The 22,880-nt window shown below is 60.5% G+C and carries 19 protein-coding genes and 2 pseudogenes; 12 read left to right on the plus strand and 9 right to left on the minus strand.

All coding sequences use genetic code 11. From position 1 onward, the window contains the following. Nucleotides 1-32 precede the first annotated feature (32 nt). Together J7302_RS23455 and J7302_RS23460 are read left to right on the plus strand one after the other, a co-directional pair. Entirely contained in the window at nucleotides 33-1,451 is a 1,419-nt protein-coding gene (locus J7302_RS23455) for a homospermidine synthase (protein ID WP_215380416.1), read from the plus strand. 14 nt (nucleotides 1,452-1,465) lie between these two features. Continuing rightward, the gene (locus J7302_RS23460) at nucleotides 1,466-2,074 is read left to right on the plus strand and encodes a DUF2238 domain-containing protein (RefSeq protein ID WP_215380418.1); all 609 of its coding nucleotides are present in this window, start codon (nucleotides 1,466-1,468) and stop codon (nucleotides 2,072-2,074) included. Between the two features lie 11 nt (nucleotides 2,075-2,085). On the opposite strand, the gene J7302_RS23465 is transcribed toward J7302_RS23460, so the two are convergent. Beyond that, entirely contained in the window at nucleotides 2,086-4,050 is a 1,965-nt protein-coding gene (locus J7302_RS23465) for a DEAD/DEAH box helicase (RefSeq protein ID WP_215380420.1), read from the minus strand. A 115-nt stretch (nucleotides 4,051-4,165) separates the two neighbouring features. After that, nucleotides 4,166-4,288 (minus strand): annotated as a pseudogene (locus J7302_RS23470) (LysR family transcriptional regulator); the annotation flags it as partial. 168 nt (nucleotides 4,289-4,456) lie between these two features. On the opposite strand from J7302_RS23470, the gene ycaC reads away from it, so the two are divergent. Further along, nucleotides 4,457-5,083: an isochorismate family cysteine hydrolase YcaC gene (gene ycaC, locus J7302_RS23475; RefSeq protein ID WP_215380423.1), complete on the plus strand. Its 627-nt coding sequence runs from the start codon at nucleotides 4,457-4,459 to the stop codon at nucleotides 5,081-5,083. Nucleotides 5,084-5,226: 143 nt separating this feature from the next. Here ycaC and J7302_RS23480 read toward each other — a convergent pair whose 3' ends face one another. The 5 genes from J7302_RS23480 to J7302_RS23500 all read right to left on the minus strand — a co-directional run bounded on the left by J7302_RS23480 (nucleotide 5,227) and on the right by J7302_RS23500 (nucleotide 10,654). Next, complete coding sequence (locus J7302_RS23480; RefSeq protein ID WP_215380425.1) at nucleotides 5,227-5,697, minus strand: anti-virulence regulator CigR family protein; 471 nt, start codon at nucleotides 5,695-5,697, stop codon at nucleotides 5,227-5,229. Nucleotides 5,698-6,024: 327 nt separating this feature from the next. Beyond that, a complete protein-coding gene (locus tag J7302_RS23485) occupies nucleotides 6,025-6,999 on the minus strand; it encodes an FAD:protein FMN transferase (RefSeq protein WP_251702230.1) in 975 nt (324 codons plus the stop codon). Further along, nucleotides 6,989-9,175, minus strand: coding sequence for a PepSY domain-containing protein (locus J7302_RS23490; RefSeq protein ID WP_215380428.1), 2,187 nt, complete (start codon nucleotides 9,173-9,175; stop codon nucleotides 6,989-6,991). Before J7302_RS23490 ends, J7302_RS23485 begins: the two co-directional genes overlap by 11 nt. 25 nt (nucleotides 9,176-9,200) lie before the next feature. Continuing rightward, nucleotides 9,201-9,671, minus strand: a complete 471-nt coding sequence (locus tag J7302_RS23495; protein WP_215380430.1) for a DUF2271 domain-containing protein — start codon at nucleotides 9,669-9,671, stop codon at nucleotides 9,201-9,203. Nucleotides 9,672-10,216: 545 nt separating this feature from the next. Further along, entirely contained in the window at nucleotides 10,217-10,654 is a 438-nt protein-coding gene (locus J7302_RS23500; protein ID WP_215380433.1) for an Lrp/AsnC family transcriptional regulator, read from the minus strand. Between the two features lie 131 nt (nucleotides 10,655-10,785). Between J7302_RS23500 and J7302_RS23505 the strand changes: the two genes are divergently transcribed. Beyond that, entirely contained in the window at nucleotides 10,786-11,682 is an 897-nt protein-coding gene (locus J7302_RS23505) for a DMT family transporter (RefSeq protein WP_215380435.1), read from the plus strand. An 11-nt stretch (nucleotides 11,683-11,693) separates the two neighbouring features. Here J7302_RS23505 and J7302_RS23510 read toward each other — a convergent pair whose 3' ends face one another. After that, nucleotides 11,694-12,317 carry an eCIS core domain-containing protein gene (locus J7302_RS23510; protein ID WP_251702228.1) on the minus strand — a complete coding sequence of 208 codons (624 nt, stop codon included), beginning with the start codon at nucleotides 12,315-12,317 and terminating at the stop codon, nucleotides 11,694-11,696. 367 nt (nucleotides 12,318-12,684) lie between these two features. Between J7302_RS23510 and J7302_RS23515 the strand changes: the two genes are divergently transcribed. The 5 genes from J7302_RS23515 to amrS all read left to right on the plus strand — a co-directional run bounded on the left by J7302_RS23515 (nucleotide 12,685) and on the right by amrS (nucleotide 17,546). Next, on the plus strand, nucleotides 12,685-12,915 hold the full coding sequence (locus tag J7302_RS23515; protein WP_215380437.1) for a hypothetical protein: 231 nt from the start codon (nucleotides 12,685-12,687) through the stop codon (nucleotides 12,913-12,915). Then, on the plus strand, nucleotides 12,912-13,211 hold the full coding sequence (locus J7302_RS23520) for a cell division protein ZapA (protein WP_215380439.1): 300 nt from the start codon (nucleotides 12,912-12,914) through the stop codon (nucleotides 13,209-13,211). Before J7302_RS23515 ends, J7302_RS23520 begins: the two co-directional genes overlap by 4 nt. A 717-nt stretch (nucleotides 13,212-13,928) precedes the next feature. Beyond that, complete coding sequence (locus J7302_RS23525; RefSeq protein ID WP_215380441.1) at nucleotides 13,929-14,855, plus strand: universal stress protein; 927 nt, start codon at nucleotides 13,929-13,931, stop codon at nucleotides 14,853-14,855. A 248-nt stretch (nucleotides 14,856-15,103) separates the two neighbouring features. Continuing rightward, complete coding sequence (gene amrB / locus J7302_RS23530) at nucleotides 15,104-16,465, plus strand: AmmeMemoRadiSam system protein B (RefSeq protein ID WP_215380443.1); 1,362 nt, start codon at nucleotides 15,104-15,106, stop codon at nucleotides 16,463-16,465. Beyond that, on the plus strand, nucleotides 16,458-17,546 hold the full coding sequence (gene amrS / locus J7302_RS23535; protein ID WP_215380447.1) for an AmmeMemoRadiSam system radical SAM enzyme: 1,089 nt from the start codon (nucleotides 16,458-16,460) through the stop codon (nucleotides 17,544-17,546). Before amrB ends, amrS begins: the two co-directional genes overlap by 8 nt. Before the next feature lie 33 nt (nucleotides 17,547-17,579). Here amrS and prpD read toward each other — a convergent pair whose 3' ends face one another. Beyond that, complete coding sequence (gene prpD / locus J7302_RS23540) at nucleotides 17,580-19,064, minus strand: 2-methylcitrate dehydratase (RefSeq protein WP_215380533.1); 1,485 nt, start codon at nucleotides 19,062-19,064, stop codon at nucleotides 17,580-17,582. Between the two features lie 432 nt (nucleotides 19,065-19,496). Here prpD and J7302_RS23545 point away from each other — a divergent pair. The 3 genes and pseudogenes from J7302_RS23545 to J7302_RS23550 all read left to right on the plus strand — a co-directional run. Next, nucleotides 19,497-20,844 (plus strand): annotated as a pseudogene (locus J7302_RS23545) (KUP/HAK/KT family potassium transporter); the annotation flags it as partial. Further along, nucleotides 20,827-21,387 (plus strand): KUP/HAK/KT family potassium transporter, encoded by a 561-nt coding sequence (locus tag J7302_RS27060; RefSeq protein WP_394359110.1) that lies wholly within the window; start codon nucleotides 20,827-20,829, stop codon nucleotides 21,385-21,387. The pseudogene J7302_RS23545 and the gene J7302_RS27060, both read left to right, overlap by 18 nt. Nucleotides 21,388-21,572: 185 nt before the next feature. Then, nucleotides 21,573-22,763: a cation:proton antiporter gene (locus J7302_RS23550; RefSeq protein ID WP_215380450.1), complete on the plus strand. Its 1,191-nt coding sequence runs from the start codon at nucleotides 21,573-21,575 to the stop codon at nucleotides 22,761-22,763. Nucleotides 22,764-22,880 lie beyond the last annotated feature (117 nt).

Raw genomic sequence — 22,880 nt, forward strand, 5'->3', positions numbered from 1 at the left:
ACCCTGGGTGCGATCTGCGCCGGAGCAACGCCATGGGGATATCCCCTGACAAGCATCGCTTCAACGGTCGTTTGCTCATGCTCGGTTTCGGCGGCATGGGTCAAGGCGTCTTGCCATTGCTGTTGCGCCATATCGACCTACGTCCCGACCAGATCCTGGTCATCACTCCGGATGCTTCGAACCAAGCCGCGGCGAAGGCACAGGGCCTTGTGCTGCTGGAGACAGCCCTGACCCCCGACAACTATCGTGCAGTGCTGGAGCCTGAACTGCATCCAGGCGACTTTCTGCTGAATCTGTCTGTCAACGTCTCGAGCCTAGTGCTCATCAGGCTGTGCCACGCGCGAGGGGTGCTTTACCTGGATACCTGTATCGAACCCTGGGGCGGTGGCTATGTCGACACCCGATTGAGTGTCGCCCAGCGCTCCAACTATGCCTTGCGAGAATCCATCCTGGCGCTGCGCCAGGAACTCGGCCCCGGTCCGACGGCGACTGTCACCCACGGCGCCAATCCCGGTCTGGTTTCCCATCTGCTCAAGCAGGCGCTGGTGAACCTGGCGAAAGATTCGGAGCTTGGGGCAGCAACCCCAGAATCCCGTGAAGGCTGGGCCCACCTGGCGCAGCAGCTGAACGTGCGCTGTATCCACATTGCTGAACGGGACACGCAGATTACTGCCACACCGAAGGTCTTGGGCGAGTTCGTCAATACCTGGTCCGTCCCCGGTCTGATCAGCGAGGCCTGCCAACCGGCGGAACTCGGCTGGGGCAGCCATGAGACCCACTTGCCTGAAGATGCTCGCCGCCATGGATTCGGCTGCCAGGCGGCTATCTACCTGGAGCGGCCAGGCGGTGCGACCCGCGTGCACAGCTGGACGCCACTGTGCGGACCTCAACAGGCTTTCCTGATTTCCCATGGTGAGTCGATATCCATCGCCGACTACTTGACTCTGGGCGATCCTCTCCGACCGAAGTACCGTCCGACCGTCCTGTATGCGTACCATCCCTGCGACCTCGCCGTGTTGTCGATGCACGAACTCGCCGGGCGCCATTGGCAACCGCAGGAGGTGCAACGCTTGCTGGTCGACGAGCTTTTCAGCGGTACAGATGCCTTGGGCGTATTGCTTCTGGGGCCTGTACGCGGTGCCTACTGGTACGGGTCGCAATTGTCCCTGGAGCAGGCCCGCGCGCTGTGCATTCACAATAACGCAACCAGCTTGCAGGTTGCGGCATCCGTGATGGCAGCCGTGATCTGGACCCTGCAGAACCCAGACTGCGGGATCCTCGAACCCGACGAAATCCCGTTTGCGCCAATCCTCCAGCTTTGCCGCCCCTATCTCGGTGAGCTGGGCGGCACCTACAGTGACTGGACGCCGCTCAAGGGGCGCGTGCCTCTCTTCAACGAAGCGCTGGAGCCCGGCGCCCCCTGGCAATTCAATAATTTTCGCGCGTTCTAGGAATCCTGCTGCCGATGCCAGAGACCAACGCCAGTCGAAGTCAGCTCACACTGATCTGCATCGTCCTTCTGGTCGTGTGGATCTGGGCCGCCATCGCACCGCTGAGCCGGGAAGATTGGCTCCTCGAAAACCTGCTGGTATTTGCTATCGCTGCGTTGCTGCTGGCAACCTTTCGATGGTTCATCTTCTCCATGGCTTCTTACTGGTTGCTTGCGGTGTTTCTGGCGATGCACCTCTATGGCTCCCACTACACCTACGCGGAAACGCCCTTTGGCTTCTGGTTGCAAGAGATTCTTGGAACAAGCCGAAATCACTACGACCGTATCGTCCACTTCTCATTCGGTCTCTTGCTGGTCTACCCGCTCCGCGAACTCATCGAGCGACTCGCAAGACCAGCGGGCAAATGGCTGGGGTTGTTGAGCCTCACGTTCGTCATGGCGTTGAGTAGCCTCTACGAGCAGATGGAAATGCTGGCAGCCATGGTCGTTGCGCCGGATCTGGGTACAGCTTTCCTGGGCACCCAGGGCGACCAATGGGATGCCCAGAAAGACTCCGGGCTAGCCATGCTGGGAGCCGTTATCACACTCCTTGCGGCCAGGCTCGTAGGCGCCAATCGGACATGAGCCCTCTCGAATCAACGCCCACCTGCGCGTCTGGCCAGCACCTGCGTCGCTCCCTGGGCCTTGCGAGTAAACCAGAGCACGCGGCTCACACCCCGCGTGATCGCCACGTAAGCCAGGCGCAGGCTCTCGTCCTGCATGGCTTGGTCGTAACTGTTGCGAAAGAAGCCCGAGTGGGCATAGAGCGCGTTGCGCAGCGGGTGTTTTTCCGGCGGGGCGCAATCGTCGACGATGATCGCCACCTCCGCTTGCAGGCCTTTGGCGCGGTGAATGGTGTAGGCCTTCACCGGTAGCTGCTTGTCCAACTGGGACTGGATAGCTTGCAGGGGCTCGTTGCGTCGGCTCAACACCAGCACGGCGTTGCTGTCGGCCAGGCTACGAGTGGCAACGTGCTCACACTGTGCCTTGATCTCCGCCACCAGCTCCGGCAACCGGGCTTTCACGTCGAAGTTCTGCTTCAAGACCACACCATGGTCGCCCGGCTGCATCGGCTTCGATGCCTTGCTGGCTTTCGGCTGCTTGAACTCGACACCGTCCAGCACCGCTTCGCCGTCGCGGATCACTGGCTCGATGGAGCGGTAGTTGGTTTGCAGCATCAATACCGCGCTTTTCTTCAGCCGGCCCTTGCCTGGGAAATACGTGTCGAACTCCATGAACAATTCCGGCGAACTGCCGCGCCAGCCATAGATCGACTGCCAGTCATCGCCGATCGCCATCAGGCTGATTGCCTGCCCTTGTTGGCCCAGAGCGCGATGCACGGCTTGGAGGAACTGCACAATCTGCGGGGAGATGTCCTGGAACTCGTCGATCAGCAGGTGGCTGAACGGCGCCAGTGCCTCGGTCGGCACAGCCTTGCCGCCATCACTCAGTGACTGGGTGAGTCTCTGGAACGCCGCATTGAAGGTCATCAGTCCCTGCGCGTGCAACCCGGATTCAAAGTGCTTCCAGAACAGCAGCAGCGCTTCGATGAAATGTCGCTCCACGGCCGAACAAGACAGCGCGCCGGCTTTTAGCTGGTCAAGCCGCAGGCCAATGCTCTCCATGAAACCCGCCTGGACGTGGAACGCCTCGAACAGCGGCATCGGCGTCAACTCCCCAGCCAGCTTGAAGCCGTCCAGCGGTGCCTTGGGAACCTTGGCGCGCTTGCCCTCGGTATCAACTGCCGGGAAGGGCGGCAGCCCCAGCAAAGCGTGTACATGCTCGCGGAAGTCCGCGTCCTGGGCATAGCAATTCTGATAGGCCTGCTTCAGTAGGCGCTGCTGGGCCGGACGCAGGCGCCCTGACGCCAGCGGGTTGTCCAGCTCACTTTTGCTGGTGGCCGGCTCGTCCAGCTGTTCGAACCATGACGGGTTGCCCAGTACCTGCTTGGCCAGGACACCCATGGCCGAATGGAAGGTACGCACGCATTGTTTCGCCTGGTTGGCATCGAACGGGTACTGCCAGAACCCAAGCACCTTGAGCAGCTGCGCACGCAGCTGCGCGCAGGATGCATTGGTAAACGAGATGATCGTCAGACGGCCTGGGTCGATGCCCATATGGCACAGCATGAACACCACACGAAGCACCAGCGTCGTGGACTTGCCCGATCCGGCCCCGGCGAAGATCCGGGTGACCGGATGGCGCCCCAGGATCATCGCCCACTGCTCATCCGACGGCGCGCTGATCACGCCTGCGTCTACCGCCTGCGCAACCCGCTCGCGCATCGCGCTGACCTGCTGTGGGTCAACCGCCAGCAGGGCGGGACCGTAGAATCCCGAATCGGCCGCCGGGCCTGGCTTGGCCCGCGGCTTGGTCGCTTTCGCGGAACCACTTGCCTTGGCCTTGCCAGTTCTGACTGATCCCTTCTTTGCTCGCCCGGAAGGCTTCTTCACCGGCTGGGCCGCTTCGCGCTCGGCGCGCAAATAGGCCGTGGTCCGGGGAAAGTAACGCGCCAACGCCCCCGATAGGAGCAACTTGTAGCGTTTGACGGTCGACAGCATCCCGCGATTCCCGCTTAGGCCAATCCATAGGTCTTTGAATGATAAGTGCTTTCTGCCGCCTCCGGGTAACCGCTGGGCGCACGATGCACCTGGCGCTGTCTCCCGATCACATGCTTCACACCATAGCGCCGAGTGCAAACTCTTCCGCAAGGTGGTCGATCAAGGTTCGCACCGAGGGCAACAAGCCGCGCCGAGACGAGAACACGGCATGCACGATCCCGGTCCTTGGCACCCAGCCAGACAGTGCATTGATTATGAAGAATTCCACTCCGAAGCCTTCACGCGCAAGGGCGGCACTTTGGAAATGATTCAGCTCTGCGTGAAAACGAAGTGCTCAATTCATAACGCTGATTCCCAACCGTGCACTAAGCTCGACATGGCATTTATCGAAGCAAGGAGCAACACCATGGCTACCCCTTACAAACGCCTCGACAAGAACCAGGCCGCTGTTCTGCTGGTCGACCACCAGGCGGGCCTGCTGTCCCTGGTACGCGACATCGAACCAGACAGGTTCAAGAACAACGTGCTGGCCCTGGGCGACCTGGCCAAGTACTTCAACCTGCCGACCATCCTCACCACCAGCTTCGAGAGCGGTCCCAACGGCCCGCTGGTACCCGAACTGAAGGAGCAGTTTCCCGAGGCGCCCTACATCGCCCGCCCAGGCCAGATCAACGCCTGGGATAACGAAGACTTCGTCAAGGCGGTGAAAGCCACCGGCAAGAAGCAGCTGATCATCGCCGGCGTCGTGACTGAGGTCTGCGTGGCCTTCCCGGCCCTCTCGGCCATCGAGGAAGGCTTCGACGTGTTCGTCGTCACCGACGCATCCGGCACCTTCAACGAAGTTACGCGTCACTCGGCCTGGGACCGCATGTCGGCTGCCGGCGCCCAGTTGATGACCTGGTTCGGTGTCGCCTGCGAGCTGCACCGTGACTGGCGCAACGACATCGAAGGCCTCGGCACGCTGTTCTCCAACCACATCCCGGACTACCGCAACCTGATCACCAGTTACACCACCCTCACCTCTGGCAAGTAATCCGGGCAATGCCCCTGGGGGAGCGAGCTTGCTCGCTTCAGAGGTAGATCGTTGGAGTCAGCGACGCTTCGCTTAGCTCAGGCCGACCTGGACGCATCAAAAAAACCGGAGCCAATGGCTCCGGTTTCTTTCACCACGCTCGATCAGTCGAGAACGTCATGCAGCACTTCATAGATGATCCCGGTCGCCACCGTGACCAGGATCAGGTCGGTACCTGCCTGCATCCAATCATAGCCTTCGTAGTGCGGTAGCCGCCCCAGAAGCCGACCATCGAGTTTCTTGGCAATTCCAGGAGGCAGCGGCTTGCCGCGAGCGAGGTTCTTCTGGATGCCCGGTGGCAACGGGCTGGCAGGACTCCAATAGTTGCGATTGTCGCCAAGAATGGAGCGGATGCCGCCGATATCGATCTGCGGGTCATGGTAGCGGTTCCCGCCGGAGTAACTTTGGCCAGAGGAGCCAGCGTCCGCTTTTCCCTTACCGCCGCTATTGCCGTGCTGTGCCTGGTTTGCGTGTGGGTTGCCCTTGCCATTGCTGGGGTCTGCCAGCAGTGCTGGCGAACCTGCAAGCAGGGCAACGCTGGTCAGTACTGCAATCACTGAACGAGTCTTAGGCATATCTTTCAGTCCTGTTGATTGAGATATCCATAAAGCCTTGAAGCGCCGTTGGGAAGACGTTTCCGACCGCCCTAAATGTGGAGGAACGATGGCGATGATAGTTCCTAAACGAACCCATTTACCCTCTGCGCATCACACTTGACGGATGCTACCGGGATTTCGGTCACCCCAGCACTCTTGAAAGCTGCACGTCCCTTGGGTCTTTTGCCGCCGTTATCTACAACGGCATGAAGTCCCGCGCCACGGTACTCACCTATGGCAACGACGAGCCCATCGCCATTGCCCGGCCGGCTGCCAGCGGCAGCAAGTACGGTAGCGATGGCAGGGCTAGCACTGAGTTTGCACCTGTCCTCCCACGATCGACAGCTCCTTGAACCCCTCTCCGTCACGCAGGACGAACAACGCATCCATCCCCCGCCGCTGCGCCAGCTTCGAGCCGGCCTCCACTCCCAACACCATCAATGCCGTCGCCCAGGCGTCTGCGAGCATGCAACGGGACTCGACGACCGATACCGCTGCCAGTTCGCCAGACAGTGGCATCTGCCGGGCTGGGTCCATGGTGTGCGCGTAGTGTGTATTGCCCACCTCCACCCAGTGGCGGTAATCCCCCGAGGTGGCGATGGCGGCATTCGTCAGCTCCATCACGCCCATCACTTCGCGAACTCCGCGGAGGGGCTTCTCGATGGCAACTGCCCAGGCCTGGCCATCGGGCTTCAGGCCTCGGGCACGCATTTCCCCATCGATGCCGACCAGATAGCGGGTGACGCCGAAGCGTTCCAGACAACGGGCCAGCTCATCCACGCCGAAGCCTTTGGCAATACCTGAAAGGTCGAGGGCAACGGGTTCGACCTTGCGCACCCGCGCGGTCGACGAGTCGATTTCCAGCACCTCGCTTGCGGGCTTACGTTGCTGCATCCGCAATGCGTTGGCACGTTGTTCATCGAGTTGCTTGGCAGGGCCGAAGCCCCAGGCGCTGACCAGGTCCCCAACCCCTATGTCGAATGCGCCGCCTGACTCCCGGCTGACCAGCAATGCCGTGTGCAGAACCTGAAGGAGTTCCCTGGGAACCGCTTGCCATTGCCCCACCGGCGCAGTATTCAGCCGACACAGATCAGAATCGGCCTTCCACGTGGACATTTGTTGGTCCACCCGGTCCACTGCGTTGAACAGCCCTGCATTGACCGCCTGTTCATCCAGCCCTGGCGGGGCGAAGAAGACCGCGCTGTATAGCGTCCCCATTGTGGCGCCATTGAGGCTGTAGCGCTGTAGTGCAGGAGGGAGCATCGGCATCTCAGTAGACATCTTCACGGTAGCGCCCCTCGGCCTTGAGCTTGAGTACGTTCAGGTTGAGCGGTGCCAACACCTCGTCCAGGGCCTGCATGACGTTCTTCGCCATATCCCGACTGCCGCAGACCAGCACCTGCGCACCCCGATCTATCAGCCTGCGCATATCGTTAGCGTCTTCGATGATTCTGTCCTGTACGTAGCGGCGCTCGCTCACACGGGAGAAAGCCGCCTGCAGCCGGGTCAGTCGCTGGTCGGCCAGGTAACGACCCAGCTCCGATTCGTAGAGGAAGTCCGAGTCCGGATTGCGCCCGCCCCAGTAGAGGTGCATGGGTCGCCTGGCCGTGTTGTTGCGGATGAATCCGGCCAGCGGCCCGATGCCGGTTCCCGCGCCGATGAGGATGGTCGCTGGCCTGCCCGGTGCCGGACGGAAGTCCGGGTTGGGCTGAATGAATGCCTCTATGGTGCCGCCCAAGGGCAAGTCATGGAGGTAGTTCGAGCACAGGCCTGCCTGCTGCTTTCGGACACAGATTTCCAGCACGCCGTCCGCCGTACTGCTCGCCAGTGAATAGAAGCGAGGCACCGAACTTCCTGGCGGCAGGATCCCCACCAGATCGCCTGCATCGAACTCGGGCAACTTGCTGGCTGCAGCAGGCTTGAAGCGCAGGATGCAGGTCGGCGCCTGGACCTGCTCGCCATACGCCTCGCGCTGCATCAGCTGCAGGCTGTCGGTCGGATGGCGATCTGGTGCGTGCACCAGCGTCAGCTCATGGCCCAGCTTGTCGCCCAAAGCCTTACCCCAACGCGCGAATTCCTGGATCGACTGCCGATCGACCGTGTCCATTGCCAGCAAAGGCCGCAAGCCGCGTGCAAGCAACGCCTCGTCGACATCCTTGGCAAATTGACAGAAGCGCGGGAAGCTCCGGTCGCCAAACCCCAGCACCGCGAACGCTTGGTGCGGGTTGAGGCGACTGGACGCCAGCTTCTCAAGGAAATGCTTGGCGCAAGCGGGCGCAGCGCCGTCGCCGTAGGTCGAAGTCAGGATGAGCAGGCGCTCAGCGCGACGATATTCGTTAGCCAGGCTGTTCATCGGCGCAATGTGGACGCACCAGCCGGCTTGCACCAGCGCCTCATGCAGTGTCTTGGCAAAGCCCCAGGTGGTGTTGCTTTCGCTGCCGACCAGGATCAGCGTATCGGCGGTCTGGCTAGCACTGTTGCTGGCGATGCGCGGCATGGCACGGCGGCGTTTCCACCAGATCAGGCCGCCGGTGATGCTCATCACCGGGACGCCCAGCGCACTGGCGCCAAGCAACAGGCCCAGCCACCAGAGCCCTGCACCGGTATGCAGTTGGTAAACGACGTCATAAAGGCGACGAACCCGGTCGTGCTCGCGGAAAGACAGCAACTGCCCGGTGGCCTGGTCGATATAGCCATCGCCGTTGGCAGTGTGTAGCGAATAGACGTCTGTCGGGTCCTCCGGGTCTGGATAGACCAGTTCACGCAGATCGCTCAGTTGAACGGCCTGCAAAGCGGGTAGCGAAGCAACCGGGGCAGCGGGTCCGCCCGTGACTTGCGTCGGAAACTCCGGCTCGTTCTGCATGCCATCGGGCAGTAGTCCGAAAGTCACAGCGGACAGGTAGAGTCCGGTCAGCGACGACAACAGCAGGCCGGGTATGGCCAGGCGGCCGGCCTCCGCATGCCAGCGCTGGGTCCAGGGGCCATGCATTGGCCGCGCCAGGTAACGCCAGCCGCCTACGCGCTTCGCCAGCAGGAACATTCCAGAGATCGACAGCACCAGCATCACCCCTGCCATCAGCCCGACGATCACCCGGCCGGGCGTGCCCGCCAACAGGGAGCGGTGCAGATCCTTCGCCCCTTGCATGAGCGTCGACGGCTCCGCGTCGCCTGTTACCTTTCCGCTCTGCGGATCGATACGTACCACTCGTGTCTGGCCATCCTGGCGGTAAGACACGATCACGACGCCTGACGGGGTCCGTTCGAGCTGCTCGACGCCTGGGTAGAACTGGTCAACACGTGCCGCCAGTTCGGCAATGCTCAAGGATTGCTCGGTCTGTGGGCTGGCCTGGAGTCTGCCCACGACGGGTTCGACTGACAGAACAACCCCGGTCAGGGCCAGGACCATGACCAGTAGCGCTGCAACCAAGCCGGGAAGCGAATGGATCTGGCGAAGCATGATCCTTCTCCTGCAGATAGGACGATTACATGTCGTAAGTGAAGGATTCGACGTAACCGTGGCCCGCGGTGGGCTTGCCCGTGCCGCTGGTGGTAAGTGGCACAGTGACGTCGGCGCGGTTGTCACGTTTGTCTTCGACCGCGCTGTCGATGCGGATCTGGTAACCGGCATCGATCAGGGCGTCAGCGAGTTCAACCGATACTTTGAGTGTTTCTCCGCTGCCGACGCTGGCACCACTGATGCCGTCGAACTCTGCAGGCTTCATCCCGCTACCACGCGCCCAGTCACGCAGATGCTTGTAGTACTTGGCCTTCTTCCCGGCGACCCAGAGGGTGCGCTGGTATTGGCCCTGTGCATCGGTCAGGTAGATCGCCAGATAAGCCTCGTTTCCACCGTATTCCTTCAACTTGGTCGTCAAGGTGACTTCACGCGCTTGGGCAAATGCGGGGAGCGCGATGGTGCCGGCCAGGCACAGGGATGCCACTATTTTTTTCATCAGGAAGTCCTCGTCGGAATCGATATGACTTCAAGCTACGCGACCAGGCTTAAAAGAAACTGAATGAACAAAACCAGCGACCTAATAATTCCTTAAGGTTTCTGTGTTTGGAAAATCAAGAAAAGTCAGACGGCGCTTCATTTAACTTCTACGCCCCGCAATACAAATAAGCAGAACCAATCCACAGCCGTAGTGTGCGCTGTGCGCACCTGGCACTTGCTATGCCTGGCTTCCAACCTTGGCGTGGGCTCAACACGGGTGCGCATGACACCCCGGCCCTTCGGCACTAATCCGATATCCGAATGACTATAAGCAAGTTTCTGAACCGGCCATCAAATAAACTCAGAGAACTGCAACCACTCACTCAATCATTCATTGGCGCTTCGTCGGACGGAGGACTTCCGCCAGTTTCCGAGTCTCGAATTCCGGTATCGACATACACGCTTACAGTGGGATCGTAAGTGCGGATAAGAACTCGCGGTCTTTCATCAACAATGATTGGCAATGGCAATCAGATGCCGCCGTTGCTCGCACCTTGAGTCGATTCAGCCCATCGGAGGAAGCCGACGCTTTACTGGGGTCTTCTTGACGATGGCGGTGTTGGTTTCCGCGAAGCCGTTGATCCGGTCCAGCAGGTTATCCAGTTGCTCCATGTCCCGAACACACAAGCGGGCGATGAAGCAGTCGTCCCCCGTCACCTTGTCGCACTCGGTAAATTCGGGAATCGCCTGGATCTGCCGCTCGACTTCCTGCAGTTGGCCAGGCAAGGGACGGATGCGGACGATGGCCTGGAACTGATAGCCGAAGGCCTTCGGGTCGACCTCGACCGTGTACCCCCTCAGCACACCCCGCTCCTCGAGCTTGCGCAGCCGCTCCGCGACGCTGGGCGACGAAAGGCCGCTGATTTGAGCGAGCGCCTTGAGCGACCGCCTGGAGTCTTCCATCAGTGCAGAAATCAGCAACTGATCGATCTCGTCAGTCATACAAGCCTCGTTAGGCAATATGGGAAAACTGTCTTGATCATAAAGGTAAAACGAGGTTTTCGCCTTCGTCAGGCAATGGAGATGGTGCTGTTTGGCTTGTCATACTCTGGCCCAAGCAGAGGAGCCAAACCATGAACAATTCGATTCATCGCGGGTCGCTGGAAATGGTCGCAGCCATGCTGATCAGCGGGACCATCGGCTGGCTGGTACTGGTGTCTGGCCAGTCGGTGCTGGATGTGGTGTTCTGGCGCTGCGTATTCGGCGCAGCCACTTTGCTGGTCGTCTGCGCGTTGCTGGGTTTTCTGCGACCCGGGGTCCTGACCCGCGAAACCTTCATACTCGCGGTGCTCAGCGGCGTCGCAATCGTCGGTAACTGGGTGTTGCTGTTCGCTTCATACTCGCGGGCCTCGATCTCCATCGGCACCGCCGTCTACAACGTCCAGCCCTTCATGCTGGTTGGCCTGGCCGCCTTCTTCCTCGGTGAGAAGATCACCGCACAGAAGCTGTTCTGGCTCAGCGTGTCGTTCGGCGGGATGCTGGCAATCGTCAGCGCCCACGGCGAGCAGGGCCAAGGCGGCGACAACTATCTCGCCGGCATCGCCCTCGCGCTCGGCGCAGCCCTGCTCTATGCCTTTGCGGCCCTCATCGTCAAGCGCTTGAACGGCACACCACCGCATCTGATCGCATTGATCCAGGTCTGCACTGGCGTCCTGTTCCTGGCACCGATGGCAAACCTGTCCAGCTTGCCGCAGCAGGCGGAGGCCTGGGCCAGCCTCGTCACCCTGGGCGTCGTCCACACGGGCGTGATGTACGTGCTGCTGTACGGCGCTATCCAGAGACTGCCAACCGCACTGACCGGCGCCCTTTCGTTCATCTATCCGATAGCCGCGATCTTCGTTGACTGGCTGGCCTTCAATCACCAGCTCAGCTCGCTGCAATGGCTGGGTGTAGGCGCGATCCTGCTGGCCGCAGCGGGCATGCAACAAGGATGGGGGATCAGCAGCTTTCGCCGTGTTGCAGTCCGCTGAACGGGCCGGCGCTAGCGAGCGGATGCGGACTGCGACGCAGCACTTCGCATTGTGCTGGCCACGCGCCGCTGGATCTCGTAGGCCGGCGCCTCGACCTCGTTGTAGTCACGGGTATAGCGAACGGCAAAGTCGCGAACCCCCCATTGGAGGTATTGCTGCACGTGCTTCAGCTCGTGAGCCCAGAGGGCGACGTTGTTCAGCGCATCATCCTCATTTCGGAAAACGATGATGTCCACGAGCGTCACCGCATTCACATCGGGGTTCTGCAGCATGGTATTGGCAGCGTTCATCTCCACATCATCACCCACCTTGTAGAAGGCGGAGTCCAGCACCTGGATGTCGTAGTAGGGCTCGAGCTGGGCGCGGATATTCAGCGGAATCCGCTGAATATTGCCCAGGGCCGCGGTGTTGCGGGATCGCACAAGCCAGCCTTCCAGCCCGGATGCCGCCATCTGGCCCATGCTCTCGGCAAGTGGCCCGATTTCCTCCTGGGTGCCGGGTGCGCAAAAGCAGGCGACCACACACACCTTGTACTGCCCGGCCGGGCAGGCTGTAGCAGCGACGGACAGCGAGCTCCATGAAGCCAGGAGCAGCGCGGAAAAGCTGAAGAAGCGGCGCAACGAAACGGCAGGCATTGGTACTCCCAGGGGCCATGGTAATCAGCGGGCGACAATGTGGGCATCGGCCGGCCCTTTGTCCAACCTCGCGTTGGACCGTTCCGACGGACGTTCGTTACCCCAAGGGCGGCAGCTTTTTTCAGTGGCGGTCACGCTGCAAGCGTGAACCAATAAAACGAAGCCGAGCTCAAAGCACAACCGCCGGCCAAGCGTCTACACGAACGGAAGGCCCGGACAGCGGTCAAAATGCAGAAATAACACGAAAAATATTTTCTAAGCCATTGAATTGACAGCATACAGCCTGTCCGAATAGCCATATTTTCCCTGGCCGTAGTCGGTTCTTTTCTTTATCCTCCGCAACCTTTCACCGGCCCTGGAGACGAACATGCTCGACACAACCCTTGAACAACTGGAACAACTTGTTAGCGAACTGCTGCAGCAAAACCAGTCGCTGACCGATGAAAACGCACAAATCCGCGTGGAACTGAACAAAGCGCGTGAAGAGAACGACACTTTGCAACTCTCCTTGCTGGAACAGGAAGAGAAACAGAACGCTGCTGCTGACCGCCTGCAGGCCCTGGTTCGTCGCGTCAGTGAAACCCGCGCCAGCGCATGAGCAACGACAGCGTCCGCGTACTGCGCATACTGGGGCGCGAGTACAACATCAAGGCTCCAGCCGGCGAGGAGCAGGTGCTGCAGGACGCAGCGGCGGTGCTGCAGGCTGAGATTGCCGCCAACAAGAAGAAATTCCCCTACGTCACCGCCAATGAACTCGTCGTGCTCTCCGCGCTCAACCTCTGCGCGCGCCAGATCAGCCCACGAGACAAGCTCAATGCTCCCGCGGACGTAGCGCAGCGCATCGCCGTGCTCAACCAGCGCATTCGCGAGCGCCTGGATTCTCAAGGGTCCTGACCCCAACGCGAGGCATCACGCCAGTTCGTGGTAGGGCCTCCCGCACCGAAGATCAGTCTGCACGCCGACAACGCCCTTTCCTGTAAGCAGGAAAGGGTCGGGAGCGCCAGGGGCTTCCTATCTATGTGGTTATTTCAAAGGGCCGTGTTACACGCAAATTGGCTAACGTAGCCGACCGGTGACCTCGCAGCCGTGCTGGCTATCGGCCAGACTGCAGCGTTGAGCGAGCACGACCTGCTCCCTTGCGTTCCCCTCAGAAGAAACGCTCCCCAAACAGTTCTTAAGAACCCTCCGGTTTTCGGAGCGTTTGGCGGTGTCTCTTGGCCGTTCAAAACGCATGGAGTACGGTGCCGATGCAAGGTGGAAGTTCCTTCGCATTCAGGCATCAGGGGTAGGTGGCGACTCGGCCCTCTCGAATTAGTGCGGTGAACAAACAGCGCTTGCGCTGTGGGAGCGACTTTTGCGGTTGCATGAGCGATCAGAGGCAGTTCTGTGATCATCACCGCCTGCTCGACTGGAGTATCGAACGTCGGGTAATGCGGACGAATATCGATGTCGGCTGTTGCGTGCATGGTTCAAGCACAAGCGCTTCCTGTGACTGACGGTCAGAGCGGCACGGGTTGAAAACAGATGCGCCCAACCAGCCGCAGAGACAGACGCCAGGAGTACGTGGCCCATGTCCGTCTGAAAACCGAATTCGCGCACGGTAGGACAACCATGCATACCATCCGCAACACCTTGGTGGTGGTAGATCCGCAGCAGCCTGAAGAGTTGCTGCTCAATAAAGCCAGAATGATCGCTACTGCCACCCGCTCACACCTTCACTTGCTGGCCTGCGATAAACGACTGGACCTATCCGACCATCTGAACCATATGCAAGGCGCCCTGGCAAAGGAGGGTTTTAGCGTCAGCGTCCAGCAGGAGTGCAACCACAGTCCGTACAAGGCCATCATCAACGCCCAGCAGTCAGAAGGCTGTGGCCTGGTGATGAAGCAACACCGGCCGGACAATGCGCTGACGAAATCCCTCCTCACCCCGGAAGACTGGAAGCTGCTGCGTTACTGCCCCAGTCCGGTACTCATCGTGAAAACCTCCAGGCCCTGGACAGGCAACAGCATTCTCACTGCTGTGGATGTGGGCAATGACGATATCGAGCACCGGGTCTTGCATACCGGCATCGTCAGCCACGGTTACGACATCGCGGAAATGGCAGACGGCACCCTGCACATGATGAGCGCCCACCCCTATCCGATGCTCTCGGCCCATGACCCGATCTTCCAGCTCAAGGAAAGCATCCAGGATTTCTATCACGAGCAATGCAAAGCCTTGCAGCACGAATTCAATATCAACGACGAACATCTGCACATCGAGGAAGGCGCAGCCGACGTACTCATCCCGCAGATTGCGCACCGGCTCAACGCCGCGCTTACGGTAATAGGAAACGTTGCGCGAACCGGCCTTGCGGGCGCATTGATTGGCAATACTGCCGAGATGATCCTCGACACACTTGAGAGCGACGTCCTGGTGCTCAAACCAGATGACATCATCGCCCACCTTGAAGAGCTCGCCGCCCCCTCACTCGACCCTCCGGAGGCCGAGGCATTGGCGTCGTGGCCGTACAACCACCATAACAATCGGTTGTAGGTATGCCGCTGCCAGGCTGTCGGAACGCGTGTGGCATGGACAATCTGGCACGGAAGCCTGGAGCTACCAGGACTGGGGAGCCGAATAACACTCATCCTCCAGGGGCGGCGACTGCCTGGTTAAGCGCCCTGGACGATTGAGCGAGGCAATCCGGCGAGTTCAATACAGGCTAGAACACGCCATAATTAAAAAGTGTCCTTGTATTTTTCTACCCAGCCCCTACCTGACTTATCAGGAGGTGGGGATTCATGAACATCGTCCGTCCAGCAGCAGTAGCAGGTACGTTCTATCCGGCCGATCCCGAGCAACTTGCACGAGACGTCCGTCAACTGTTGTCCGCTGTCGCCCCAGCTCCAGCCGCACCGGGCCTAAAGGCCCTTATCGTGCCGCATGCTGGCTACATCTATTCCGGTGCAGTTGCCGCGCAGGCCTATGCCCGTCTGAAACCGCTGGCCTCTCGCATCGAGCGCGTGGTGTTGTTGGGGCCGGTCCATCGGGTTCCCGTGCGTGGTCTGGCCCTCCCCCAGGCCAACGCATTCTCGACCCCGCTGGGCCAGGTTCAGCTGGATGCCGAAGCCATGGCGGTCCTGGCTGACCTGCCGAAAGTCGTCATCAGCGCCGAAGCCCATGCACTCGAGCATTCGCTCGAAGTGCAACTACCGTTCCTGCAGTCGGTGCTGGGCGAATTCCGTTTGGTGCCGCTGGCCGTGGGCTCAGCCACCCCCGCAGAGGTTGCGCAAGTGCTTGCACGCGTGTGGGGTGGCGATGAAACACTGATCGTCATCAGCTCCGACCTATCGCATTTTCTGCCCTATACCGTTGCCCAGAAGGCGGATAGCGAAACGATACGGGAGATCCTGGCTGAACGACCGGCACTCAACCATGAGCAGGCCTGCGGCGCGACGCCGATCAATGGTCTGCTGGCATTCGCGGCACGTCAGGGGCTCCGCGCCGAACTACTCGGCCAGTGCAACTCCGGCGATACCGCTGGCGACAAATTCCGTGTGGTGGGCTACGCGTCCGTTGCCTTCTATCAAACCAGCAAAGCCGTCCAGGATGCAGATGACGCGGGCAAGACACTGCTCAATGTCGCCCGCGACGCCATCTCTCAGCACCTGGGCGGCCCGGGAAGAACGCCCCCTGATCAGCGATGGCTGCATGAACCTGGGGCCAGCTTCGTCACCCTTACCCACCAAGGCAGACTTCGCGGCTGCATCGGCACTATCGAGGCGCATCGACGCCTGATCGAGGATGTGCAGGAAAACGCCATCGCCGCTGCCACCCGCGACCCGCGCTTCGACGCCCTGACCCGCGACGAACTGGCCAGGACCCGCATCGAGGTATCGCTGCTGTCCGCCACCGAGGTTCTGGCATTCACCAGCGAACGGCAGGCCCTTGAACAGCTACGCCCAGGCGTCGACGGCATCATCCTGGAGTACGGACGGGCCCGCGGTACCTTCCTGCCGCAGGTCTGGGACAGCCTGCCGCAGCCGAACGAATTCCTGGCAATGCTCAAGCGCAAGGCAGGATTGCCTGCTGACTTCTGGCACACGGATATCCGCCTGGCGCGCTACACAGTCAACAAATGGCAGGAGGTGGGCGATGAGTGACCTGTCGGGGCATTACCCCGGACGCTGGTGGCACAGTCTGCCCGATGGCCGTATTCAATGCGATTTGTGCCCCCGTGACTGCAAGCTCCGCGACGGGCAACGCGGGGCCTGCTTCGTGCGCATGCGCGAAGGCGAGCAGATAATCCTGACCACCTACGGGCGTTCATCCGGCTTCTGCATCGACCCGATCGAGAAAAAACCTCTCAACCATTTCTATCCCGGCTCATCGGTGCTGTCCTTCGGCACCGCAGGCTGCAACCTCGCCTGCAAGTTCTGCCAGAACTGGGATATCAGCAAATCCCGCGACATGGATCGCCTGATGGATCAGGCCAGCCCGGAGCAGATCGCCCTGGCAGCGGAACGTTCCGGCTGCGCCAGCGTGGCGTTCACCTACAACGATCCGGTGATATTCGCCGAATACGCCATCGATACGGCGCAGGCCTGCCATGAGCACGGCATTCGAACAGTAGCGGTGACCTCGGGCTACATACATGCCGAGCCCCGGCGTGAGTTCTACGCGGTCATGGATGCAGCGAACGTCGACCTCAAGGCCTTTACCGACGATTTCTACTTCAAACTCACCGGCGCGCACCTGCAGCCAGTGCTGGATACGCTGGTCTATCTGCATCATGAAACTGATGTCTGGACGGAAATCACTACCCTTCTGATTCCGGGCTACAACGATTCGAAAGCCGAAATCGAGGCGCTGTGCAATTGGGTGCGAAACGAACTGGGACCGGATGTGCCCATCCACTTCACCGCCTTCCACCCCGATTTCAAGCTGCTTGACGCGCCACCGACCCCACCGGCTACTCTGACGCTTGCCCGACAGATCGCACGCGCGCACGGTTTGCGCTACGCATACACAGGCAATGTGCATGACGCCGAAGGCGGCACAACGTTCTGCCCAAACTGCGGCGAGGCCCTGATCAAACGCGACTGGCACCGCATCCTGGACTACCAGGTGACGGACGACGGGCACTGTTCACATTGCAACACGCCGATTGCCGGACGCTTTGGCCATTACAGCGGTGCGTTTGGCCAGCGCAGGATTCCGGTACGGCTCAATCCTGCCCATTGAGCCGGCCAGCACAGGCGATGGCTGGCCCTCCGGTCAGATCACGAACAGGTCCATGAAATGGTTGACCGGAGTATCCACCAGCGCAGCCTGATCCTTGCATAGCGCGAATATCTGCGCGCAGCGCTGCGGAGGGAAACGCGTGGCGAGGTTGCTCTTGAACTTCTCTTCCAGCAACGGAAGGCCTTCCATGCGGCGGCGGCGGTGACCAATCGGATATTCGACCGCGACCTGCGGGGTCGAACTGCCGTCTTTGAAGACCACCTGCACCGCGTTGGCGATGGAGCGCTTGTCGGGCTCCAGGTACTCGCGGGTGTAACGCTCGTCCTCGACGACTTCCATCTTCGCGCGTAGCTCATCGATGATCGGGTGAGCCTGGTGGAAGTCGTCTTCGTAGTGCTCGGCGACGAGGTTACCGAAGGCCAGCGCCACAGCGGTCATGTACTGGATGCAGTGATCGCGGTCGGCGGCGTTGGCCAGCAGGCCGACCTTGGAAATGATGCGGATCGCGGACTCTTGTGTGGTGATGATGATCTTGTCGATTTCCTGCAGACGGCCCCGGACCTGCGGATGCAGGGTGACTGCGGCTTCGCAGGCCGTCTGGCCGTGGAACTCGGCCGGGAAGCTGATCTTGAACAGGATGTTTTCCATCACGTAAGTACCGAAGCCCTGCGGAAAGCTGAAACGGCGCTGATCCTCGGGCTTGGTGGCCAGGTCCTTATTGGTGTGACTGAACAGCACATCATAGAAACCCCATTGCGCGGCGGTCAGCGCGGCAGGAATACCCATCTCGCCGCGAATCGCGATATCGGCGAGGCGCACGCCACGGCTGGAGGCGTCGCCAGCCGCCCAGGACTTGCGCGAACCGGCATTCGGCGCATGGCGGTAGGTGCGCAGCGCCTGGCCATCGACGAAAGCGTGGGAGATGGCCGACCGCACCTGCTCGCGGGTGGCTCCCATCAACTTGGCGCATACCGCGGTGGAAGCCAGCTTGACCAGAAATACGTGGTCCAGGCCAACGCGGTTGAATGAGTTCTCCAGCGCGAAAATTCCCTGGATCTCATGGGCCATGATCATGGCTTCCAGCACTTGGCCCATGGTCAGAGGCGCATCGCCACGGGTCAGTCGCTGCTGCGAGAGGTGATCAGTCACGGCGAGGATGCCGCCAAGGTTGTCGGATGGGTGGCCCCACTCAGCCGCCAGCCAGGTGTCGTTAAAATCCAGCCAGCGGATCATCGCACCGATGTCCCAGGCCGCCTTGACCGGATCCAGGCAAAAGCGGGTACCCGGTACGCGCGAGCCATTCGGCACTACGGTACCGTCGACCTGCGGGCCGAGAAGCTTGGTGCACTCTGGAAAACGCAGTGCCAGCAAGCCGCAGCCAAGCGTATCCATCAGGCAATAGCGAGCTGTGCTCAGGGCAATTTCGGACTTGATCCTATAGTCCAGAACATAGTCGGCGATATCCTGGATCACCTTGTCATAGTCGGGCCGGTCATTCAGATCGACATTGGCGCTCATGGCGGTTGCCTCGTCGGTGGAAGCCGACAGGCTGTCTGTCAGCGACACCACTGAGATCAGTGTATTCCTCGCATATAGGCGTTCCGGGACATTCCGACGAGGAATTCCCCGACCAAGTTCAGCGTTCGCAGACGGACTGCGCGCACGGCCGTGCCAACAGAATTTTTTACGGCTTTTTTTTAGACCTGCGCCCACGAAGATATGGATACTTTCCAGCGCACAGTTGCCGTGGCCGGAACTTGGCGTACCCCTCCTGTGCACCTGCAAGTTCGCGCCACCGGCTGCACTGACAATCCGCACCAGAAACTCTCCGATCCGTCGAAAGCTCCTCATGGAACGCACCGGCCACGAAGTCTTGCGCCGAAACTCGCAGCATGGCTGCGATAGCAGGCGGGCGACTTCCGATGACAGATGCCCAAGAGGTCTTGATTGATGAGTGATAACCCAGCTGCACTGGAGCAGACCTCCCACGCTCCGGCCTCTTCATTTGGGCTCCTGGTGGCAGCGGCAGGTGTCGTTTACGGGGACATCGGCACCAGCCCGCTTTACACACTCAAAGAAGTTTTCTCCGGCAGCTATGGCGTACAGGTCAACCCGCCGGGGTGCTGGGCATCCTGTCGCTAATCCTGTGGTCGCTGTTGTGGGTCGTCTCGCTGAAATATGTCCTGTTCATGCTGCGGGCTGACAACGATGCGAGGGTGGGGTCATGGCACTGACCGCCCTGGCGCGCCGCGCCACCGCTGCCTATCCGCGGCTTAGCACTGCCCTGGTATTTCTCGGCTTGTTCGGCACTGCGTTGTTCTATGGCGACAGCATGATCACCCCGGCCATCTCCGTCCTTTCCACCGTGGAAGGCCTGGACGTCGCCCTGCCCGGTCTGGGTCATTGGGTGGTGCCAGTGACCGTGGTCCTGCTGATCGGTCTGTTCCTGATCCAGAAGCACGGCACCGCGCGGATCGGGATTTTGTTCGGCCCCGTCATGGTGCTCTGGTTCGTGGTGCTTGGCGCACTCGGAGTCCACGGGATCGCGCAACGCCCTGAGGTACTCCAGGCCATCAACCCTTGGTGGGCGGCCAATTTCTTCATCGAGCGACCTGGGATCGGCATCACCATTCTCGGGGCCGTGGTGTTGGCCCTGACAGGCGCCGAAGCACTTTACGCCGACATGGGGCACTTTGGTCGCAAGCCCATTGCGCACGCCTGGTTCGCGCTGGTGCTGCCCGGCCTGGTGCTGAACTATTTCGGCCAGGGTGCCCTGTTGTTGGCCGCCCCTGAAGCGGCCCGCAACCCTTTCTATCTGCTCGCGCCGTCCCGGGCCTTGCTGCCGATGATCATGCTGGCGACCATCATTGCCTCTCAGGCGGTCATTTCGGGAGCGTTTTCGCTCAGTCAGCAGGCAATCCAACTCGGCTACATACCGCGCATGCAGGTCCAGCACACCTCTAACGCATCGCAGGGAAAAATCTACATCGGCGTGGTGAACTGGGCACTGATGACCTGCGTCGTCTTGCTGGTGATTGGCTTCGGTTCGTCAGGGGCCTTGGCGGCCGCTTATGGCGTTGCAGTCACCACGACCTTGCTGATCGGCACACTGCTGGTGTCGGCGGTGATGTTGCTGTTATGGAAGGCACCCCGCTGGCTGGCGGTTCCTTTGCTGATTGGTTTCCTCGTGGCCGATGGACTCTTTGTCAGCGCCAACCTGCCGAAGATCTTCCAAGGCGGTGCTTTCCCCGTGATCGCCGGCTCCGTGCTCTTCGTCCTGATGACCCCCTGGAAACGCGGTAAACAGGCCCTGTTTGAACGCCTGGATGAAACCGCTCTCCCCCTCGATATTTTCCTGGGAAGCATCCGTATCCAGCCGCCTCATCGGGTCTCTGGAACCGCAGTGTTCCTGAGCGCGCGCCCCGATGCGGTGCCCCATGCACTGCTGCACAACTTGCTGCACAACCAGGTGTTGCATGAGCAGGTTGTCATGCTGACCGGGCTGACCGAAGACACCCCCCGAGTCGATCCAAAACACCGCTCCGAAGTGACCGACTATGGAAATGGGTTCTATAGGGTATTGCTGCACTTCGGCTTCATGGATGAGCCTGACGTCCCGGCAGCGCTCAAGCTGTGCCAGGGTGGTGGGCTCGACTTCGCCCCCATGCGTACCACCTATTTCCTGAGCAGAGAGACCGTCATTCCAACCAAACGCTTTGGCATGGCAATCTGGCGCGAAGGGCTGTTCGCCTTCCTCCAGAAGAACGCGAACAGCAGCATGAGCTACTTCCAGTTGCCCGTGAATCGCGTGATCGAGTTGGGCGCCCAAGTCGAGATCTGACCAGAGTGCCAACGGCCATTTCGACAGACGGGAACTCGTCGGCATCCCCCCGGCACCTGGCGCGTCATCCGCTACATGGTCAACCCATCACTTGGCCTGACCTGCCATGCCAGGGTACCGACTTGCCTTGCTGGAGGCCCAAAGGCCACCCACAATCAGATGGCCTCGCTCGAGAACTGGCCTCCATGTACCAGAACCTTGCTGTACTCGCCGCCTTTCTCTTGACCTACAGCATCTTCGCAGGGCGCTTCGAGTCGCGGCTCCTCAACGGGCCGTTGATGTTCATGCTCGCCGGCCTGGTGTTAAGTGCCACGGGTCTACTGCAACCCAGCATTAATCGCGAAGGCCTGAAGGCCCTGGCCGAACTGACATTGGCAATCGTGCTGTTCAGTGACGCCACCAATGCCAACCTCAAGGTACTGAAGGCCCACGAAGGGATTCCCCTGCGCTTGCTCCTGATCGGCCTGCCGCTGACCATCGGCGGTGGATGGCTCGTGGGGTTGTGGTTGTTTCCGCAGATACCCCTGCTGGAACTGGCGGTTCTCGCTGTCATCCTGGCCCCTACGGATGCGGCCCTTGGCAAGGCGGTGGTCAGTAATCCGGCAGTGGCAGAACCCGTGCGTGAAAGCCTGAACGTGGAGAGCGGCCTGAACGATGGCATCTGCGTACCGGTACTGCTGATGTTCCTCGCCTTGCTGATCGAGGCCCACGACCAGGCGCCCTGGGTGCTTGCAGTCGAACTGGTTGTCGAAGAGCTGGGCATTGGCGCCCTGGTCGGCATCGCATTCACCTTTGCCACCTGGAAGTTGCACAGGGTCTCAAGCGCACACCAATGGCAGATGCCCATGTGGTCGCAGTTGACCTTGCCCGGCCTTGCCGTGCTGTGCTTCGCCACCGCGCAGACCATCGGTGGCAGCGGTTTCATAGCAGCCTTCGTGGGAGGCCTGCTCGCCGGCCACCTCTACGGTGAGCAGAAACATCAGCTGCTCCAGTCGAGCGAAGAATTCGCCAACCTGCTGTCAGTGGTCACCTGGGTCGCATTCGGCGCGTTGGCGATACCCAGGGCCTGGAGCAGCTTCACCCTCGAGATCTGGCTGTACGCATTGCTCAGCCTCACGGTCATCCGCATCCTTCCGGTGCTGATCAGTCTACAGGGAACACGCTTCGACACCGAAACCCGAATGTTCATCGGCTGGTTCGGTCCACGGGGCCTGGCCACCATCGTCTTCACGGTGATGATCATGGACGTGCCGATGGAGGCCACTAATACACTGGTGGCCACTGCCATCTGCACGGTGTTCTTGAGCGTGCTGCTGCATGGATTGACAGCCAACCCCTGGGCGGCCCGACTGGGTAACAAAGTGCAGAAGACCTAAACCTGACCGCATTCGATATAACGACTCGAGCATCGCTTGGAACCAAATTGAAGGGACCGGGCGATGGGCTGCCTTGTCCCTCTTCCAACCGCAGCCATACTGCATCATCTAATAGGC

Source organism: Metapseudomonas boanensis (assembly GCF_018704125.1).
In the GTDB taxonomy this organism is placed as follows: domain Bacteria; phylum Pseudomonadota; class Gammaproteobacteria; order Pseudomonadales; family Pseudomonadaceae; genus Metapseudomonas; species Metapseudomonas boanensis.

Excerpts from the sequence above, each read along its gene's own strand:
- J7302_RS23455 (WP_215380416.1), top strand. The coding sequence starts at position 33 with ATGGGGATATCCCCTGACAAGCATCGCTTCAACGGTCGTTTGCTCATG.
- J7302_RS23460 (WP_215380418.1), top strand. The coding sequence starts at position 1,466 with ATGCCAGAGACCAACGCCAGTCGAAGTCAGCTCACACTGATCTGCATC.
- J7302_RS23465 (WP_215380420.1), bottom strand. The coding sequence starts at position 4,050 with ATGCTGTCGACCGTCAAACGCTACAAGTTGCTCCTATCGGGGGCGTTG.
- ycaC (WP_215380423.1), top strand. The coding sequence starts at position 4,457 with ATGGCTACCCCTTACAAACGCCTCGACAAGAACCAGGCCGCTGTTCTG.
- J7302_RS23480 (WP_215380425.1), bottom strand. The coding sequence starts at position 5,697 with ATGCCTAAGACTCGTTCAGTGATTGCAGTACTGACCAGCGTTGCCCTG.
- J7302_RS23485 (WP_251702230.1), bottom strand. The coding sequence starts at position 6,999 with ATGTCTACTGAGATGCCGATGCTCCCTCCTGCACTACAGCGCTACAGC.
- J7302_RS23490 (WP_215380428.1), bottom strand. The coding sequence starts at position 9,175 with ATGCTTCGCCAGATCCATTCGCTTCCCGGCTTGGTTGCAGCGCTACTG.
- J7302_RS23495 (WP_215380430.1), bottom strand. The coding sequence starts at position 9,671 with ATGAAAAAAATAGTGGCATCCCTGTGCCTGGCCGGCACCATCGCGCTC.
- J7302_RS23500 (WP_215380433.1), bottom strand. The coding sequence starts at position 10,654 with ATGACTGACGAGATCGATCAGTTGCTGATTTCTGCACTGATGGAAGAC.
- J7302_RS23505 (WP_215380435.1), top strand. The coding sequence starts at position 10,786 with ATGAACAATTCGATTCATCGCGGGTCGCTGGAAATGGTCGCAGCCATG.
- J7302_RS23510 (WP_251702228.1), bottom strand. The coding sequence starts at position 12,317 with ATGCCTGCCGTTTCGTTGCGCCGCTTCTTCAGCTTTTCCGCGCTGCTC.
- J7302_RS23515 (WP_215380437.1), top strand. The coding sequence starts at position 12,685 with ATGCTCGACACAACCCTTGAACAACTGGAACAACTTGTTAGCGAACTG.
- J7302_RS23520 (WP_215380439.1), top strand. The coding sequence starts at position 12,912 with ATGAGCAACGACAGCGTCCGCGTACTGCGCATACTGGGGCGCGAGTAC.
- J7302_RS23525 (WP_215380441.1), top strand. The coding sequence starts at position 13,929 with ATGCATACCATCCGCAACACCTTGGTGGTGGTAGATCCGCAGCAGCCT.
- amrB (WP_215380443.1), top strand. The coding sequence starts at position 15,104 with ATGAACATCGTCCGTCCAGCAGCAGTAGCAGGTACGTTCTATCCGGCC.
- amrS (WP_215380447.1), top strand. The coding sequence starts at position 16,458 with ATGAGTGACCTGTCGGGGCATTACCCCGGACGCTGGTGGCACAGTCTG.
- prpD (WP_215380533.1), bottom strand. The coding sequence starts at position 19,064 with ATGAGCGCCAATGTCGATCTGAATGACCGGCCCGACTATGACAAGGTG.
- J7302_RS27060 (WP_394359110.1), top strand. The coding sequence starts at position 20,827 with ATGACCCCCTGGAAACGCGGTAAACAGGCCCTGTTTGAACGCCTGGAT.
- J7302_RS23550 (WP_215380450.1), top strand. The coding sequence starts at position 21,573 with ATGTACCAGAACCTTGCTGTACTCGCCGCCTTTCTCTTGACCTACAGC.